The 16843-nt window shown below is 41.8% G+C and carries 10 protein-coding genes and 1 pseudogene; 2 read left to right on the top strand and 9 right to left on the bottom strand.

From position 1 onward, the window contains the following. Window positions 1-374 precede the first annotated feature (374 nt). The 4 genes from CDG76_RS24435 to CDG76_RS24420 form a co-directional block, all read right to left on the bottom strand. Complete coding sequence (locus CDG76_RS24435; RefSeq protein ID WP_094351475.1) at window positions 375-3536, bottom strand: RNaseH domain-containing protein; 3162 nt, start codon at window positions 3534-3536, stop codon at window positions 375-377. A 2-nt stretch (window positions 3537-3538) separates the two neighbouring features. Further along, window positions 3539-6946 (bottom strand): hypothetical protein, encoded by a 3408-nt coding sequence (locus CDG76_RS24430; protein WP_094351474.1) that lies wholly within the window; start codon window positions 6944-6946, stop codon window positions 3539-3541. Further along, a complete protein-coding gene (locus CDG76_RS24425) occupies window positions 6930-8447 on the bottom strand; it encodes a restriction endonuclease-related protein (protein WP_094351473.1) in 1518 nt (505 codons plus the stop codon). Before CDG76_RS24425 ends, CDG76_RS24430 begins: the two co-directional genes overlap by 17 nt. 187 nt (window positions 8448-8634) lie before the next feature. Further along, window positions 8635-9405 (bottom strand): lipoate--protein ligase family protein, encoded by a 771-nt coding sequence (locus tag CDG76_RS24420; RefSeq protein WP_223265360.1) that lies wholly within the window; start codon window positions 9403-9405, stop codon window positions 8635-8637. A gap of 113 nt (window positions 9406-9518) precedes the next feature. Here CDG76_RS24420 and CDG76_RS24415 point away from each other — a divergent pair, with 113 nt between their 5' ends. Further along, a complete protein-coding gene (locus CDG76_RS24415) occupies window positions 9519-9998 on the top strand; it encodes a DUF6985 domain-containing protein (RefSeq protein WP_143854164.1) in 480 nt (159 codons plus the stop codon). A 131-nt stretch (window positions 9999-10129) separates the two neighbouring features. Here CDG76_RS24415 and coaBC read toward each other — a convergent pair whose 3' ends face one another. The 3 genes from coaBC to CDG76_RS24400 all read right to left on the bottom strand — a co-directional run bounded on the left by coaBC (window position 10130) and on the right by CDG76_RS24400 (window position 12493). Beyond that, entirely contained in the window at window positions 10130-11434 is a 1305-nt protein-coding gene (coaBC, locus tag CDG76_RS24410; RefSeq protein WP_223265359.1) for a bifunctional phosphopantothenoylcysteine decarboxylase/phosphopantothenate--cysteine ligase CoaBC, read from the bottom strand. 86 nt (window positions 11435-11520) lie between these two features. After that, the gene (gene isiD, locus CDG76_RS24405) at window positions 11521-11733 is read right to left on the bottom strand and encodes a protein IsiD (RefSeq protein ID WP_094351471.1); all 213 of its coding nucleotides are present in this window, start codon (window positions 11731-11733) and stop codon (window positions 11521-11523) included. A 154-nt stretch (window positions 11734-11887) separates the two neighbouring features. Further along, window positions 11888-12493, bottom strand: coding sequence for an alpha/beta hydrolase (locus CDG76_RS24400; protein WP_442946389.1), 606 nt, complete (start codon window positions 12491-12493; stop codon window positions 11888-11890). Between the two features lie 294 nt (window positions 12494-12787). Here CDG76_RS24400 and CDG76_RS37630 point away from each other — a divergent pair, with 294 nt between their 5' ends. Next, on the top strand, window positions 12788-12907 hold the full coding sequence (locus tag CDG76_RS37630) for an ATP-binding cassette domain-containing protein (RefSeq protein ID WP_190240965.1): 120 nt from the start codon (window positions 12788-12790) through the stop codon (window positions 12905-12907). 170 nt (window positions 12908-13077) lie between these two features. Here CDG76_RS37630 and CDG76_RS24390 read toward each other — a convergent pair. After that, window positions 13078-15747, bottom strand: a pseudogene (locus tag CDG76_RS24390) (beta strand repeat-containing protein); the annotation flags it as partial. An 838-nt stretch (window positions 15748-16585) separates the two neighbouring features. Beyond that, window positions 16586-16741: a hypothetical protein gene (locus CDG76_RS37625; protein ID WP_190240970.1), complete on the bottom strand. Its 156-nt coding sequence runs from the start codon at window positions 16739-16741 to the stop codon at window positions 16586-16588. Between the last annotated feature and the right edge of the window lie 102 nt (window positions 16742-16843).

Raw genomic sequence — 16843 nt, 5'->3', positions numbered from 1 at the left:
TTTTTGCCAGCTTTTGGGCTTGTTCTGCGGTTTCACTAGCTCAGTAAAGCCAAATTTTATGTTGCAGTTTTAACCTTGGCTTGTTAAGTACAGCATTTCATTAATTCGTAGGGAATTAAATTTGGCAATCCCTTGCAATGCTAATACCAATTTAATTAATGATTGCAACACATCTTTGGGTAAAGACGCAATGAATCGCGTCTCTACAAATGGTCTATTTGTCGCATTCTTTTTCCCAATTGGTATAATACAGCGACCGCATTGTTAATGCGTTTCCTTACAATGCCAATACGTCGGGATGCATTCTAACAGTCCTCTTTGTGCGAGTTTGATTGTAAATAAATTAGTCGCCTCTTTCTACACTGGCAGGATATTTAATCTTGCGCTGATTCAATGTCCTCATCTGCGATCGCAAAATCACTGATATAGTCCCGTACAACACGCTCAAAAAATAGGGGAGCAGGCAAACCTGTCCAATCGCTATAGTGACCAAAGCCATAGCGCAGTGACTCCACAAGGGCAGCTAGATCATCAGGATTATCTTCTGGTTGTCTCAAGGTAACAACAATCTCAAGGGGGTTGGGAGTAGGCCAGCGACCCGCAAATGGAGGTTTTTTAGAGAGTTGACTTATCTTTAACCCAGTTTGTTTTACTAGAGTATCGGTTGAGCGATAGCAACTTTGCCCACGAGCTTTTCTTTGTGGTAATTCACGCGCCACAGATAGATAAGCTACGCATCCAGTTTGGTTAGTCGCGCTGAGTCGAAATAACCCAGTCGCACTTGACGCGGAAGGAATTTCTAGATTAGGCGGTAGTTTATTTAGTTCTTCTTTAGTTCTGATATCTTCTACAGAAGTTTCTATTAAATGTCTTGATTTTTTCTCAATAATGCCAGGGGCAAGTTCTTGGCGAATGCGAATTAAACGTGCGCTTTGCCATTCATCCTGCATATTCTCATACTGTTGACCAAGGTTAATTTGATTAGCATTAATTTTGATATCAGCTAACCAATTCCAAAGTTTAACGCAGTTGGAAGAATCAATCATAACTAATGGTTGCATCCCTTCTTTCACAGAGTTAGTAACAATCTGTTTTACAAATTCCATGAATCGAGTTTTACGTACATCCTCTTTGTCAGCTAGTTTGATTGGAGTAAGTTGGGCAATAAAAGCTCGCGCATCAATAAAGCTACTCCAAGGAGTTATTGCTAAATTTCCTTTATCATAAGCACAGCAAAAGTCACATTTCCCTGTATCTACATTCAGGCGTATTGCTATTGGTAAAAATGTATTTCCAATACTGCCACGAGCGCGACCCTTTTGTTTACGGACGATTGTAATTGCAATAATTTCTTTTGGTCTGGCTTCTAGCGGGATACTTTGCAGATACTTATCAACTTTTTCTCTCAGATCATTAATGTAACCAGAATGAGCAAAGAGCAAATCTTTTAGTGCTGACTGCATCCGATGAAAAAAGTCTGCGAGTTTAAGACAGTTTGTTTTTCGTATCTTTGCGATGGGTAGTAGAAACTGGACACCAGCACCAACCTTTGCTAATGCTTGGCGGGTTGAAGGTTTATTAACTTTATCATCAGGTTTCACAGTGTTTTGACCAGTAGGATCTGGGTAAAAGTTCCGCGCCATGATTAAGCAGAAAGTTGGCTGATTTAGCTTTTCAATCTGTTTTGCAGTGGATTCCCATGCTTTAATTCGCTCACGCGATCGCTCTTTAGCTTTCAACTCTTTTCCAGGTAAACCTTCTCGTGGCCCGTGGGTATCTTCTGGTAAGCGATTAATCTTTATTTCGAGGGTGTCTCCCCACAAAACTTGAGTAATTTTCTGCAATAGTTTCGCTTCTGTTTGCAACTCAGATTCATAAAAGATAAATAATAAGGGTCTTTGATTGGGATACAATTGCTGAATCGCTGCTTGGTTTGCTTGAATAATTTTTTGAAGTTCATCTGTCTGATTCAGTATGCGTCCCTTGAATTGAAAGGCTTTTCTTGCCCAATGAATCCCTTCTAAACGAAGGTCAAAGTATTTACATAGTAAGTCATCAATTTGTTTATCATTGAGTTGATCGAAATACTTCGGAGTAAACTCCAAGCTGGTATTTGTTTCAAGAGCTTCCAAAACACCACCAAGCAGTGTTGGAAGATTAATCATACGCGATGCTGTATCATCTAGTTTATGCTTAGATGGTACTTCTGTGTAACCATCGAATACTTTAATTCCTAACGGTTCAAGAATTTTAGCGATCGCCTCAAAAGCGTCTAATTTATCAATCTCTGGTACACCTGTTTCAATACCATATTTTTCTGAAGTATCTTCGTCATTTTCTGAAATATCTTGAAGTCCATTACGGTAAGTCATAACTACCTCACAGCTATCAGTAGAGGCTTTGCCCAAAGCAATTTGTTGCCCATCAAAAGATTGCAAAGGAAAGTTCAATGTTCTTCGCAGGGTTTCAAAATCTGTATCTGTCACCCAACGCAAATTATTATTTTCTTGCTTGTTATGTTTACCTTTTTTATTATTTTTATCTCGTTCACATTTTACTTGATAGCTAAAAGTACAATCAGGATAGTCTTGAGAAAAGATGAAACCGCTAATATTGTTGCAGTCATATTTAGGAGCTTTTAATTGAGTGAACCAGCGACGTTTGGAAACCTCAACTCTCAACAAAGGTTGACGCAAAGATGGATAAGTAACGACTTCTAGGCGCACTACAAAACTGAATTTCCCTTTTGTACTATCTAGGATGATCGGATCAGTAATAAGTTCTGCCATACCAGAGGTAAATGTTCCGTTGCTGGAAATAATGCGTTTAATCGGCCCTAACTCTGGAAAAATTACCTGTCCAGCAATTTGGCGAGCCGCGTAATCTGCCAGCATCCGATAGGCATATTTATCTTTTGGTTGAGTTGTACCTGTCTTTTCATCTGAACCCCAAGGTAATATTTGAGATTTAAATGGAGAAATTTTTATTAACTCTCCTCTTTCTCGCAAATCTTCTAATCGCTCAATAATCTCTATTGATATATCTTCTTCCTTGGCAAAAGGTCTAAGATAAATGGTGAGCCAATCATTAATAATTGGACGAAGCACTTTATTTATTTCTTCTTGATTACCACTATTTAAGTAAACAAAAGGTTCTGGCACACTATCGCTTTTAGCATAATTTAATGCAAACTTGCTAAGACCTACTTCTGGTTCAATTCGCGCCGCATCTTTTAGTACTACTTGTAGAAAACCTCGCAATGAGGCATAGGGGAGATTTTTGACATTAGCTCCTTTTTGAATCTCGGTAAAACTGAGCAGAGATGCTTTTGTCCAGCTAAGTTTCAAACCCTCTACTATGATTGGAGGTAGTTTATCTGGTACAGTGAAGGCTAAAGGAAATTGTTTAATTGGTTTGATTTGACCTTGCTGAATATAAAAGGTATCTGAAACTAAACTACCATCAGTTTCTTGTTCTTCCTCTTCTTCAAAAAAATCTTCTTCCAATTCCATTTCATTATCAAAATTGTCGGTCATTCTTACATCTCCAATAGTGGTGAAAAATCATTAAAACCGTCTTCTTCATCCGTAAAATCTTGTGAATTAGCTAGTTCATGAGGGTAAATTACTCCTTCAATACGTTGTAAAGGTGCTAAAAATGCGCCATAAAGTTCTTGATAAATTTCCCGAATTACGGGATCTTCATGGTTGATACATTCTTCTAAAATGATTCGCATCTGAACCAGCATACTATCTCGCCCAGAGTCGGGTTTACCTTCTGCTGATTTTTTAGCCCAAGCCGCATCCACAAAGTAAACTGATACAGGGCATCCATTCCGCATTCCTCGCCCAATTGTTTGCAAAATTGCAACCATTTGATTAGCTGTAAACGATTTGAAAAGTTCAGGGCCTAAACGGCTAGCCATTAAGGGTTCACGTAACAATCTATTAGCAGTTTTCCAAAGGTCTTTTCTGGATTGCTGCCAAGAAGTTGCGATCGCATTTAAATCTTCTGTTTCACTAAAAACTCGACTATCAAATTCTTGTGTTGCCCGTCCTGCCAAGCTGTACAAAAGCTGCATATCATCCTTGGTAGGATGAGGACGAGTCAGGAAGTAAATCGAGCCAATTGCCGCATCTAGTTTTCTGTCTCCTTTGGTGAAAACGATGTTTACACCTCGACCAATTGCCAACATAGGAAAAATTAAAATATCACAGTTTTCATCGTCTCCTAATGCCTCACACTGAGCAGAGGTAACGAAATCTGCCGGTTGTTCTCCATCTCTGAGGGATTGAACAATTGCTTTTGTGTGTCTACCAACTTCAGGATGATAGTCATTGATATATTTCTTGATAGAACGAGCCTGTTCATAACTATTGACAACTAAGGCGGCTTTGCGACGAATACCAGACTTTACATCAAATCTATCCATAGACTTGTAAATTTCAGGTTTACTTCCTCCTACAAGAGCATTCACCATTCGCAGAAGATTACGCTTTTGAAGGTCGCCAGCACCGCTATATTTGAGGGGTTCATCACCACGTTCACTATCTGGAAACCATTTGAAACGATAAACGCTCTGCTCTGCTTTATTTTCTGACTGACGCGGTTTTAGTAAATAATGCGGGCCAGCGTTAATGTGGTAGGCGGGACTAGCTTCTAAAAATGAAGTTGCCGAGGTAATTAAAACGGCTGGGCTGGGATGTCCATCATCTGCGTCTAACAACCGATGAAAGCGATGCATTAACATTCGAGGCGCACCAACAAATGTAATGTAGGACAATTGCACATTTTTGGCGGCGGTACGTGTTGTTTGTGCTTTGAAAAAACTGTATTCCACTCCAGAAAATGAACCTAAAATGCTTTCTGGAATAAATTTTCGGAGTTCTGATGATGCAATTGACCCCCCAATTGGTTCACGAATGAAACCTTCTGCAACCATCGTTCTAGTTCCTGGTACAATTCGCTGGTAGCCCACAATTACGAAAGTAACAGTTATAAGTAATTTAGCTAAATCTTCTGCTTCTATTGTTGATAAATGATCTGGAAAACAGAGCTTGAGAAATAATTCAGCAATTTCTTCAACGATCGCATCACGTCGCTTAATCAGATTTTCAGCCAGGTAACGGCGGAAATGACTAATGAGAGTTTTCCATTGCTTTTCAAGGGTTTCACGGTTATAGCCTAAAATCCGAGGCCACAAATCTGCTTTAAAGTCTTGAGGGTTCTCAACACCTGTGCGATCGTAGAAAGCGTTATATGCTGCCGCTTCCCAAAATTCAGTCAGCGCCCGACTTTTACTAAAACCTAGCTCGACCTCTTGTTGATCAAGATCATTCTGCTGAGAGGATTTCTTTAAACTATTCAATAATTCGCTAACAATCCGTAATACAGTCAGTAATTGATTTTCGTAGCGTTCTCCCACCCGCGACTTAGACATATTCTGAAGGGTGGTAATTAAGGAAGTATTATGGTTACCAAATTCTGACAAGTCACGACTGTAAAGTTCCACATCCCGATCAAATAGTCGATAGTTTTCACCACGAGCAAAACGATTATGGATTTGTTCTAAAATTACCCGATGAATGGAATGCTCTGAGCCTGAAATACTTAAAGTTGCTGCCCCATAACCATCTAACACTGTCTGCACCATGTCGCCTTCGTCGAAAACAACTACGTCGAAGGTACGGGCAATTAATTCAAAATATCGTACTTGTTCCTGAATGGCGTGAGGTGATATTTTAGTATCGAGCGATCGCACATGACCAACCCAAATATTAGCATCCAACAAATCTCGCGCTGCTTTGTTTCGACCGCACATTGTCCATAAGGGACACAGGCATTTCTTCATCTTTCCCTGTTTCCCCCCGCCTTGCAATATCTCGTTGCAAGGTGCGTAACCAAAGCCCCACAGGGACATATCAGCAGTTGAAAAGGCTGGTAGGACGCAGTTCATACCGAAAACTTCTGCCTGTTCTAAGGTGTAGGCAAAGCCACCATTACCTCCGGTTGCTATAGCTTCAGCAATATTGTCTGCATGACGACGACGAGTTTCATCACTTTGTCCGACAAGCATTCCCACCTTAACTTGATGAAATGCCAGTTCAGCCATGTACTGTCTAGCAACTTCAATGGAGGGAAACACAAACATGGCTTTATAGTCATTTAGTCCCAGCCAGATAGCTATCAAGACGAGAATGGTTGTTTTACCTGACCCTGGCAAACCAATTAAGTGCTTGATGTCTTCTAATTCCAGAACATCTTCTTCTTTCCGCAGACCTTTTCCAGCCTCCGATACCATGAGGTCAAAGCGTTCAAAACGATCTGCCCAGTTACCACGTCGTCGCTCAGTATCTTGCTTTTCACGCTCGTCCATCTCAATAGCCAGATCGCGCAGTTCACTTAAGGGAATGCGAATCTTTCCTCTTGGTTGGCGATTGAGAGAATGTGTACGACGTGCAGCAATCGGGGCAGTTATACGAGGGATGTCTAACTTCACGGCGGTTGACTCTTCACCTAATGCAACCGCCATCGCCTGACGAGGATCGGCAAATGTAAAACTATACAAATCGTATGACAAAGGGGCACTTAAAATTTGACGCGCTTGTGTAATTTGAGAATCTTCTAAAGGATCTGTTCTTTTGAAGTGCAGTGTTTCGGTATCAATCTCATACGCTCCTTTAGTGTGGTTGCAGTAATGATGATTGTTATAGAGAGCAATTGCGTGTTGAACTGACTGCCGTGTAACAAAAGTCAGGGACATCTGCCGCATATTGAAAATAGCTTGACGGGCTTGCTCTAATACAGCTGCATTTAAAATGCTGGCCATGCCTGACATAATTACTGGCGCGTACTCCAGTGAATTAGTATCAATAAATTCCTCCATTAAGACGCAAAGCCAGCAAATTCGGTCTATACCTTTCCAGAAATTAGGTTTGGTTCGCATAAGGCATCTTCTTTAAAAAATCAATTACAGAGGAAACCGACATAATTTCTAAACTGGCGGGATCGCCCTTTTTATCTAGTGTTGAGATGAGGGTAGAAATGTAGCTTGGATTATCCTCGATTAAGCGATCGCTCACAGCAAGAATCCGGCGGCGATAGTGAATCAGCCCGCCAATACTACGATTGAGACGCAAAGCCAGAGTCACGGGACTTGTGTAAGATTTGGCATCAATTCCAATTGCCCGTTCGTTAATTGCCACATCGCATAAATCGGATTCTGGGTAAAGTTCAGCATTGAGCTTATTTTGTCGGGCTGTATCAAAAATTGCTAATTCGTCAATTGCTGGGCCTGTCCAGTAGGTAAGAATTCGCGGCTCGGCAATTCGTAAAATATCTTTGGGATCTAGTTTTTCAGATACTTTTGGCGAGTTGTGGCCAATGCACTGGCGAATTGGACAGCGCCCTTGTGAAAAAAGTTTTTTGTTGGGATGCGATCGCATCAATGTGCCACAGTGGGCGCAGCGATGTGCTAGTCCATCAACTAGCCAGATATCTGGTACTGAGTTGAAGAATTTCTCAATAATCATTCCCTGTAAAGGGGTTAAGTCGTTTTCAACCAAGTAGTCTAATAGTTGCCGTTCTCCTATTAGAGAGTACCTGCCAAATAACTCTCGTAGGGCGGTGTAAGCTTTGTGTTGGCGACGACCGCCCAATCGTTCAGTTGCTTGGCATAAGTCAGTATATAACCGATGCTCAATCACATTATCTTCACCAAAACCCCCGCTCAAGTTGGCAATCTCTGCACAGTCTGAGGTGGGTACTCGTAAATCTGGATCGATTAAGGTGACGCGAGAAAAGCGAAAGTCTGATTGGTTAAACACTCCTAACTGCCAGCGATCGCCACCAAGAGAGTATCGAGCATTATCTAAAACAGTATGCACGCAAGCAGCGCGATCGCTTAATCCTTCTTCAATATATAGACGACCCAATTTGCACATTGCTTGATAGAGTTCTGGTGGCAGCATACTATCGTCTTGGCGCACAATTTCTCGACCTGGGAGAACCCGGTCATATTGGCGAAGAATTCCCTGAGCAAGTAACATCACAGCATCTTCAGCCATATCTATAGCTGGGCGATGTCCTGTAGGTAAAGGCAAAGAAGTTGCTGAAACTGTAGGTAGCCAAGTAGGATCATGACCTTGAGCCTCTGCAATAATTTGCCTCTCTAAAACATCTTCACCAAAGGAAGGCAAAACTTGAGCGATCGCCGCAAGTGTCCAACCCTTCTTCAATAGGAGAGCAGTTGCCAAACCCTCCAAAATTTGTCTAAATCCAAATTCTTGCCCTTTGGGTTGTGATAAAAGTTGTTTTGCTCTCCATGACCGAATGGTACGGAGGGCAGGTGATTCTATAGAGATTTCAAGGTGTTTAATCTGGCGTTTTAGCTCCTTTGTCAGAGCCTCCGCAGTTCCCTGCCACTGACGCACGTCCTCAAAGTACATGGCTATGTATAATGCAAATTACATCTTAATATATTTACACTAAATGATGTAAATTAAAATGTTAATTTTTTATTTACACTGCAAAACTACGCTGTACAGGAATTTTACTTACAACAAACTTTGGTTTTCTACGTATTTCCTACATAACCTCAAGTTTTGGAATAGGCGATACCTACGGTGAGCTACGTTAACGCACTTCATAAAGCGATCGCAATTTGAGGATATCTTGCCATTCGAGATCGGTGAATGGTTGAGTAGCTAATTCTATGCCAAAGTACTGTTTTGCTGTCTCTGTCAATGTCTCCACAATCTTGACAATCCAATCAGCCTCTTCCTGTGTATTGCAAAGTGAGGTATTCCACGGAGCCAGTTGTTCAAAGATTTCCTGAAATAAACCTTTGTCTGTAGACAAAATCATTGAGCCGTGTTGAAGAATGGTATTTCTTCCCTTGCGCTGGGCACTACCAATAAATTTACTTCCATCGGCAGTAACTAAATCGGCTGCTGTTGCTGTGTTGAAGCAACTGGGATTATGAATGTAACCTCGTCCAGCAGAACCATAACTTAACTCAATACCCAAGGTTTGCCAGCCTTGGATTAAAAAGTTACAGATTTTTTCATAAGTACCCCAGCTTTTTCCAGTACTAGCTGAGGTAATCAGGGCATAGGTTAAGTTCCCTTGGTGGAGAACAGCTCTACCTCCCGTTGGACGACGAACTAGATCGAGTGGCTGTCCCTGGTAAATCAGATTATGCCACTCGGCAGGCCATTGTTTTTGCAGATGTCCCAAGGAGAGAGCATAGGGCCACAAGGTATAAAAACGCAGGGTAGGCGGATGCTGTCCCTTTTCACATTGATTGAACAACCAAGCATCGATCGCCATTTGCACTGCTCCTGATGTCTGAAGCATTGGGATGAAACGCCAGGTGGATGGTGATTCCATTGCTAGTTGTTTCATCGGTTTTTTAGGAGAGGGATATTACTGGTAAGGGCCTGAGCAAGAATATGTAACTATGAACAAAGATAAACATATTTTTTCATAATTTTGATGAATAAAGGTAGTACTTGAAGATGATGAAATCCCCAACGAGTTACTACGATGCTGAGTTTGGACAGATGAGAATGGAAGATAACCACTGGACTTTAGCAGAATGTGCTGTTTTGGGCGATCGCCGTGTACCGATTTGTGTGGATTTTGAACACGGGCAGATTGGGGAACTTTCATCGCTTCAGCGTGAAGCTATTCGGCAAGCTCTAGCCTTGCCACCAGACGTTTTACGCATCACTGCTTCTCTGGTGCTGCAAAATTATGATGTATATCGTGACATGATTGGAGATGAGTCAATGCCGCTGCTGGCTAATCCCATTCAAGTCTGGGATCAGGTCACTTTCTCATATATCTATGTGCCGCCCCACGTTGAGTATGACCGGCATATTCCTACCTTTGAGTTGCTAGCTGAGTGTTCCTGGGACCCAGAACACGGCTTAGAAGTACGCTTTTGCAATGGAGTAGCAGACGATGCAGATCAGATAGGTGAAACAGGACGTTAACAATTCAAAATTCAAACATTTTAGACATTTCAGATGGGGATTTAAACCCCTAATTTTAATTATGGGGTTCCTATACCCTACACCCTATCCCCTACACCCTAGACCTCTTGCATAAGTCGAATCGACCCCCCTTAATCCCCCCTTATAAAGGGGGGAAACTTGAAATTTTGCTCCCTCCCCTTCACAAAGGGAGGGTTGGGGAGGGGTGATTCAACGATTTTTGCAAGAGGTCTCCTCTTCATAAAATCAAATAATTGATGTGCCATTTCTAATTTAGAACAAGGTGCGATTTCTACCTGATTTCCTTGACTATCTAAAAATATCGCTTGATTATTATCACTCCCAAAACCACTATCAGGTTGATCGATGGGATTAGCAACGATCGCATCAAGTTTTTTATTGTGTAATTTTTCTAATGCTGGCTTGACAATATCGCCAGTTTGTGCAGCAAAACCAATTAATATTTGATGTGACTGCTTGAGTTCTGCTAACTGGGCGACTATATCCGGTACTGGTTCCAAAGGTAAAGCTTGGGGGAGCGATCGCTTGGGCAATTTCTCTGTACTATAATCTCGTGGCTTCACATCTGCCACGGCTGCTGACATGACAATGATATCAGCGTTGGGTAAACATTCCACCATGACGTGCTGCATTTCGTCTGCACTAACAACGGGAATCGCTTGTACTCCCAATGGTACATCCCAATTAGCTGGGCCATGTACCAGAGTGACATTTGCTCCTCGGTGAAATGCTGCTTGAGATAGCGCCAATCCCATTTTACCTGTGGAAGGATTACCAATAAACCTTACTGGGTCAAGATACTCTCGCGTTCCCCCAGCGCTAATTAAAACTCGTTTACCTACTAAATCTCGTTTGCCTTGAGTGTGTAACAGCGATTGGATGTGAGCCAAAATTTCTGGAGGTTCTGCTAATCTACCAGCACCGACGCGATCGCACGCTAATAATCCTGATGCTGTATTCATCCCATGATATCGGCTATCGATCAATAGCTGTTGCCAATTTCGCTGTACTGATAGCTGTTCCCACATATCCGTATTCATTGCGGGTGCTAACAGCACGGGACAAGTAGAAGCCAGCACGGTATTTGTGAGTAAATTATCAGCCATCCCGTAGGCTAACTTTGCTAATGTATTAGCTGTTAAAGGGGCAATTACCATCACATCTGCCCATTCACCCAACTCAATATGCAACGGACGAGAGTGAGTTGGTTGCCAAAAATCATCATCTGTGTAGGCGGGATGACGAGATAGAGTGGCTATTGTCAGAGGGGTGATAAACTTTTGCGCCGAACGGGTGAGGATAACTCGAACCTCTACCCCAGTTTTAAACAGCGTCGAAACCAATTCACAAATTTTGTAGGCGGCGATACCGCCACCTACACCAATGAGAACCCTGTTCAATTTTGGATTAGTCATGGTAAAAAGTTAAGAGTGAGTCGTTCAAAAATTAGTACTAAATAGTTATAAATTCTAATTCTTAACTCCTAACTCTTAACTCTCAACTAAGCTTCATCATAGGGTTCCAAGTCTAAGAGGTAGATATAGGGTTCAACTAACTCTGGACGCTGAAATGCGATCGCTCGCAATAGATGCCAATCATTTAAACCCTCAAAAGCATTACTATAATTATCCAGTTCCAGACGTGTAGCTAGTTCTTCTACTTCTACTGCACTCATGGCAGCAATTTCTTTTTGGGAAATGCTTAAAGTTGTCATAATACTTGCCCCTCCCTTATGCAGCACTCGCCTTCAGCATGGGTTAAGTTGCGCTGAACGCAGCCACCCAATATATATTACTCATTAGAAGTCATTAAGTTCGTGAAAATTGTCAGAATTTGTACCAGAATTTATAAAAAATTCGTAATCCTGACTAAGCAATTGTATTTACAACGAAATTTCGTAGCACCTCTAACGTTTTTGGATCTATTTCATGCCCCATATCAAATTCGTGGTATTCTACTGGCACTCCTAGAGACTTGAGAGTTTCTCGTGCCTTCAAAGCAGCTTTCAGGGGCACAACTTCATCATATCTACCGTGAGTGATTAAAGTCGGCGGAATCCCACTTTTAGCTGCCGTTAGCGCGTCAGGATGTAAATACCCGCTCATGACAACTAAACCTGCTAAGGGTAATTTTGAGCCAACATCTAAAGTCATTGCTCCACCTTGAGAAAATCCACTCAAAATGGTACGTGACAAAGGTATGCCAGTGGTACTTTCTAAAGATTCCAAGAAATCTGTTAGCAGTTGCCGACTTTCTGGCAACCCTTGATACATATTTTCCCCCCGCAGGTCATACCATGCCCTCCCTATAGGGGAATAGGGATAAGGATAAGGTGCATTGGGCAATACAAATTGGTAATCGGGTAAGTTGAGCAAGGGTAACAAAGATGCTACATCCTCAGCATTAGCACCCCAACCATGCAAAGTGACAATTAAGCCTGCTGGGGGTTGAGAAGTTGCTGTGGGAACGGTAATGGCTTGTAAAGACAGAGGTTTACTCCTAAAATTTTACTTTTGTACATAGATCCTATCTCTTCAAGCAGACTTAATATTTAACGGCATTTGCTGCTTACCTAAAGAATACCGACATCCTATGGTGCTAGCCACCAAAAGCCGGGTAATTTCGTCTAAAAATATTTTTCACCAATTTCTATACAAGAATAATTCCTATCTGTAAACTTTTGCTTTTGGTTAATTTTTTGAACCAAAATGTCACCAAGCGGTTTGCAGAAAGTGCCTTTCCTGGTGTAGATAACGCATCTTTGAAGGTTGCAACAAGGAGATATCTTGGGATTGTTCCGCCCATCTGGTTGTGGTAAAAGTACACTGTTGCAAATGATTGCTGGTTTTGAGCGATCGCAAGTAGGAAAAATTAAAATTGGTCTTTAATTTATTGATTATCTCATCAAAAGGGGAGGTTATTTGTACAAACCCAACTATTGGTGCGATCGCTGGCTATAATTGCATCGAGAAATCGGATGCGAGTTGCTATTTTAGACACTTCGCAATCCGATAATTTACTATTTTCTCTGCTTAGAGTAATAGAGCGCTAATCACGATTAAACAACCACAAAATTGTTTTTGTTTAGTGACAAACCAGCAGATAGTTGTGCAAATTGTACTTGAGTAAAGGCGCTTGCATTGCCATCTTGGTCAAAAAACAATGCACCTGTAACATTGTTGTAAATAAATCGCTGAGTGCTAGTGGTTGCAGATGCTCCGATCCTAAACTGACTTGTCTTAAGTAAACCTGGTGATAATCCCCCACCAAAACCAGCAACTGATACCCGAATCAGTTCATTAGTCGCGTTGAAGTCATCAATTCTATCAATGCCTTCATCGAAACTATTGAAAGCAAAGGTATCAGTACCACCAGCACCGTTGAGAGTATCATCCCCATTGCCCCCCACAATCAAGTCATCGTAAAATGTACCTATAATATCTAATCGTTCGATATTCTTGTAGATAACCCGGTTTGCCCCCGCTGTAATTGAGCCAGTGTTAGTGGTGGCATTGAAAGTGGAAGTAATTCCCTCGCTACCACCGCTGTCATGGACGATCAACAAATCGTCACCTGCGCCTCCATCTATTGTGTCATTGCCACCAATAACCTCAACCGTATAAGATTCACGGTATCCGACATCGTAAGAATAGTTTCCTGTTATCGTATCGTTGCCATTGCTCCCCACAATATTGTCATTGTCGCTTGTACCTGCGATCTGTAATCGTTCGATATTCTTGTAGCTAACCTGATCCGTGCCTGCCGTAATTAAGCCAGTATTAGTGGTAGCATCGAAACTTGAAGTGATTCCCAGGTAGGCGGTATAAGACAATAAATCATCACCTCTGCCCCCATCTATCGTATCATTTCCCCTACCGCCTGGATTGAGCGTATCATTGCCATTACTCCCCACAATCAAGTCATTGTAGGATGTACCTGTAATATCTAATCGCTCGATATTTTTGTAGCTAACCCCACTCGTGCCCGCCGTAATTTTTCCAGTATTAGTAGTAGCATTGAATGTCGAAGTGATTCCCTCGCTACCATAGTTCAAAAACTTCAACAAATCGTCACCTGTTCCCCCATCTACCGTATCATTGCCACTCCTGCCCGGATCGAGCGTATCGTTCCCATTGTTCCCTACAATATTGTCATCATAGAATCCACCTGTGATGTTTAATCGTTCGATATTCTTGTAGCTAACTAATCTCGTGCCCGCCGTAATTTTTCCAGTATTAGTAGTAGCATTAAATGTCGAAGTGATTCCCTCGCTACTAGTTGCGGTATAAGACAACAAATCGTCACCTTTGCCACCATCTATCGTATCATTGCCACTATAGCCCGGTTCAAGGGTATCGTTGCCGTTGCTGCCCACAATCAAGTCATCGTAGGAGGTACCTTTGATCTCTAATCGTTCGATATTTTTGTAGCTAACCCGGTTTATACCTAATGTAATTGAGCCAATGTTAGTAGTAGCATTGAATGTCGAAGTGATTCCTCCGGTAACATAGTAGGAACCGTCACTGGTATAGGACAACAAATCGTCACCTTTACCTCCATCTATAGTATCATTGCCACTGTAGTTTTTAGAGAACGTATCATTGCCGTCACCACCATTCAGCAGGTTATTGCCTTTTGAAAAGTTAATAATCAAGTAATCGTCACCAGCGCCACCGTTGAGGGTGTTGTTACCAGAGGAGTAATTGTCGCTCTCGCCGCGGTTTGCGTAGCCTGAAGCAGATAGAGTATCGTTGCCATCACCCCCAGAGAGCAGATGATCGCCTCCTAAAGTATCAAGATTTGAAGAACCAACATTCAAGCGATCGTTACCAGTACCACCAAGAAGGGTGTCATTTTCCCTACCACCATTAAGCAAGTCATTGCCTGCACCACCCCACAACAGGTCGTTACCAGTACCACCGTCGAGAACGTCATTCCCTTCACCGCCCCACAAGAGGTCGTTATCAGTACCACCGTCGAGAACGTCATTCCCTTCACCACCGTTGAGAGAGTCCTCTCCTTCATCACCGTTGAGAGTATCATTGCCAGTACCCCCGTTGAGAGTATCATTGCCAGTACCCCCGCGTAGCAGATCGTTACCACTTTTGCCATCTATTTTGTCATTACCCCTTTGACCATTCACTACATCATTTGAGTTGTCTAAACCTGTAATGTTGTTGTTCAGGTCATTGAGGAATGTCACTGTGTTCTTGTTGAACAAGTAAGTTTGAGTGGAGTTGGCATCAAACACATCAAAACTGTCAGTAATGCTGGTTTGTCCATTAAACAGGATATTGCCAATAGCAGGTCGTAAAGAAGTTGTTGGAAGATTATCCAGGTTTTCTAATTTTAAGTTTTGAAGGATAATTTTTGCACTAGACACATTTTCAAAGGTGATTTCTAGATTGCTGTTGTTCTGAGTAAGCAGCAGATTTTGGGCAGTAAGATAATAGTCTTGGAATTGGATGACATCCACTTCGGCAATGATTGCTGCTGAGGGAGCTACGCCTTTACCTACGCCAGCGAAATCAGTAATAGTATCAGTGTTGTTACTAAAGTTGTAAGAGTTTATCTTGTAGATAAATTTATCCTTGCCACCGCCACCAGTGAGAATATCGTTGTCCTGAGAAACTGGGATAGTACTATCGTTACTATCACCATTAATCGTATCTGCGCTGTTAGTGCCCAGTAGGGTATCATTCCCGTTGGTTCCAATGATATTTGTCATAACTTTTCCCTACCTAAATCGATTTTTTGAGTAAATTAAGTTCTCAAGTTGCAGTTAGTGCTGTTTGAGCGCGCAAAAATTCGCCAAATGTTGACGTTTCGACATTCTTTTATGTCACCCTTGAGGGTTACGAATTTTTCTTTGAAGATTTCCCCTTTGATTGGCTTTTACGTAGCACTTATCTAACTATCTGGAACTATCTAAGTCTTAGGCACTATACAAATTCATGAGCGTGTGGATTCGATTCACAAAAAAACTAGCTTTAGGATTATTTCAATCATCTTTTATCAGTAGCGTAGGCTGTAAAAACCGTAGGCATCGCTGAAAAAGAGTTAAAAATCAAGCTTGAATGCCTGAAAACCACACCTCATAATTTAGTTGGTTTGTCAATGTGTAAGTCTTACTAGCTTCAAAACAGGGAACACTTGACAGAGCATAGAAGAAGGAATCTTTATGTCCTCGTTGTGGGTTATTGTCCGTGGGTGTTTAGCCTGAAAATAGGGAGCATCTAAATAACCTGATAATAACTAAATACCGAATATTTACTTATATGTCTATATACGAATAAAAATCTTTGCATACTCTTCATATTATTTGCTGAGAAATGTATATATTGAGAGCCTATCCGAAAACCAAAATGGGTTTAAAAGTAATCCAAATACAAGCGAAATGTAACGTCGCTAAGTAGTTATCTACCTTCTTCTCCTTGCTAGCCCAAACTGTTCAAGTCAAAACAATTACGGAGAACCTGTTCATCTACTTACGTTACCACGCAACTACTGGATCTCAGAATGATTCCTAAAGGTCTTGAAGTAAACCAAGGCAGGGTTAGCGCATCTCAAACCCCATTGACAGTTGGATTATAGGGGAGTGTTGAATTTGAGAGAGCCGCCGCCAAAACAGAAACCATATACTGATCATTCATCGCGGCTCGCCGTGACTTTTGGCGAATACTGCGGCGGAAAGATGATTCTCGCTCTAAGGCGAATGGCACTAAGAAAAGCTGAAACCTCCTTGCTGGCAGGGTGTGGGAGGTGTGGGGGGTGTGGGAGGCAATGCAGCGTTCATTGATGTGCAGTTATTCAATTTCTCCTCT

The sequence above is a fragment of the Nostoc sp. 'Peltigera membranacea cyanobiont' 210A genome, assembly GCF_002246015.1.
Classification (GTDB): Bacteria; Cyanobacteriota; Cyanobacteriia; order Cyanobacteriales; family Nostocaceae; genus Nostoc.
Note: the sequence above shows the minus strand (reverse complement) of the source record. Positions and strands in the feature narration are given on the sequence as shown.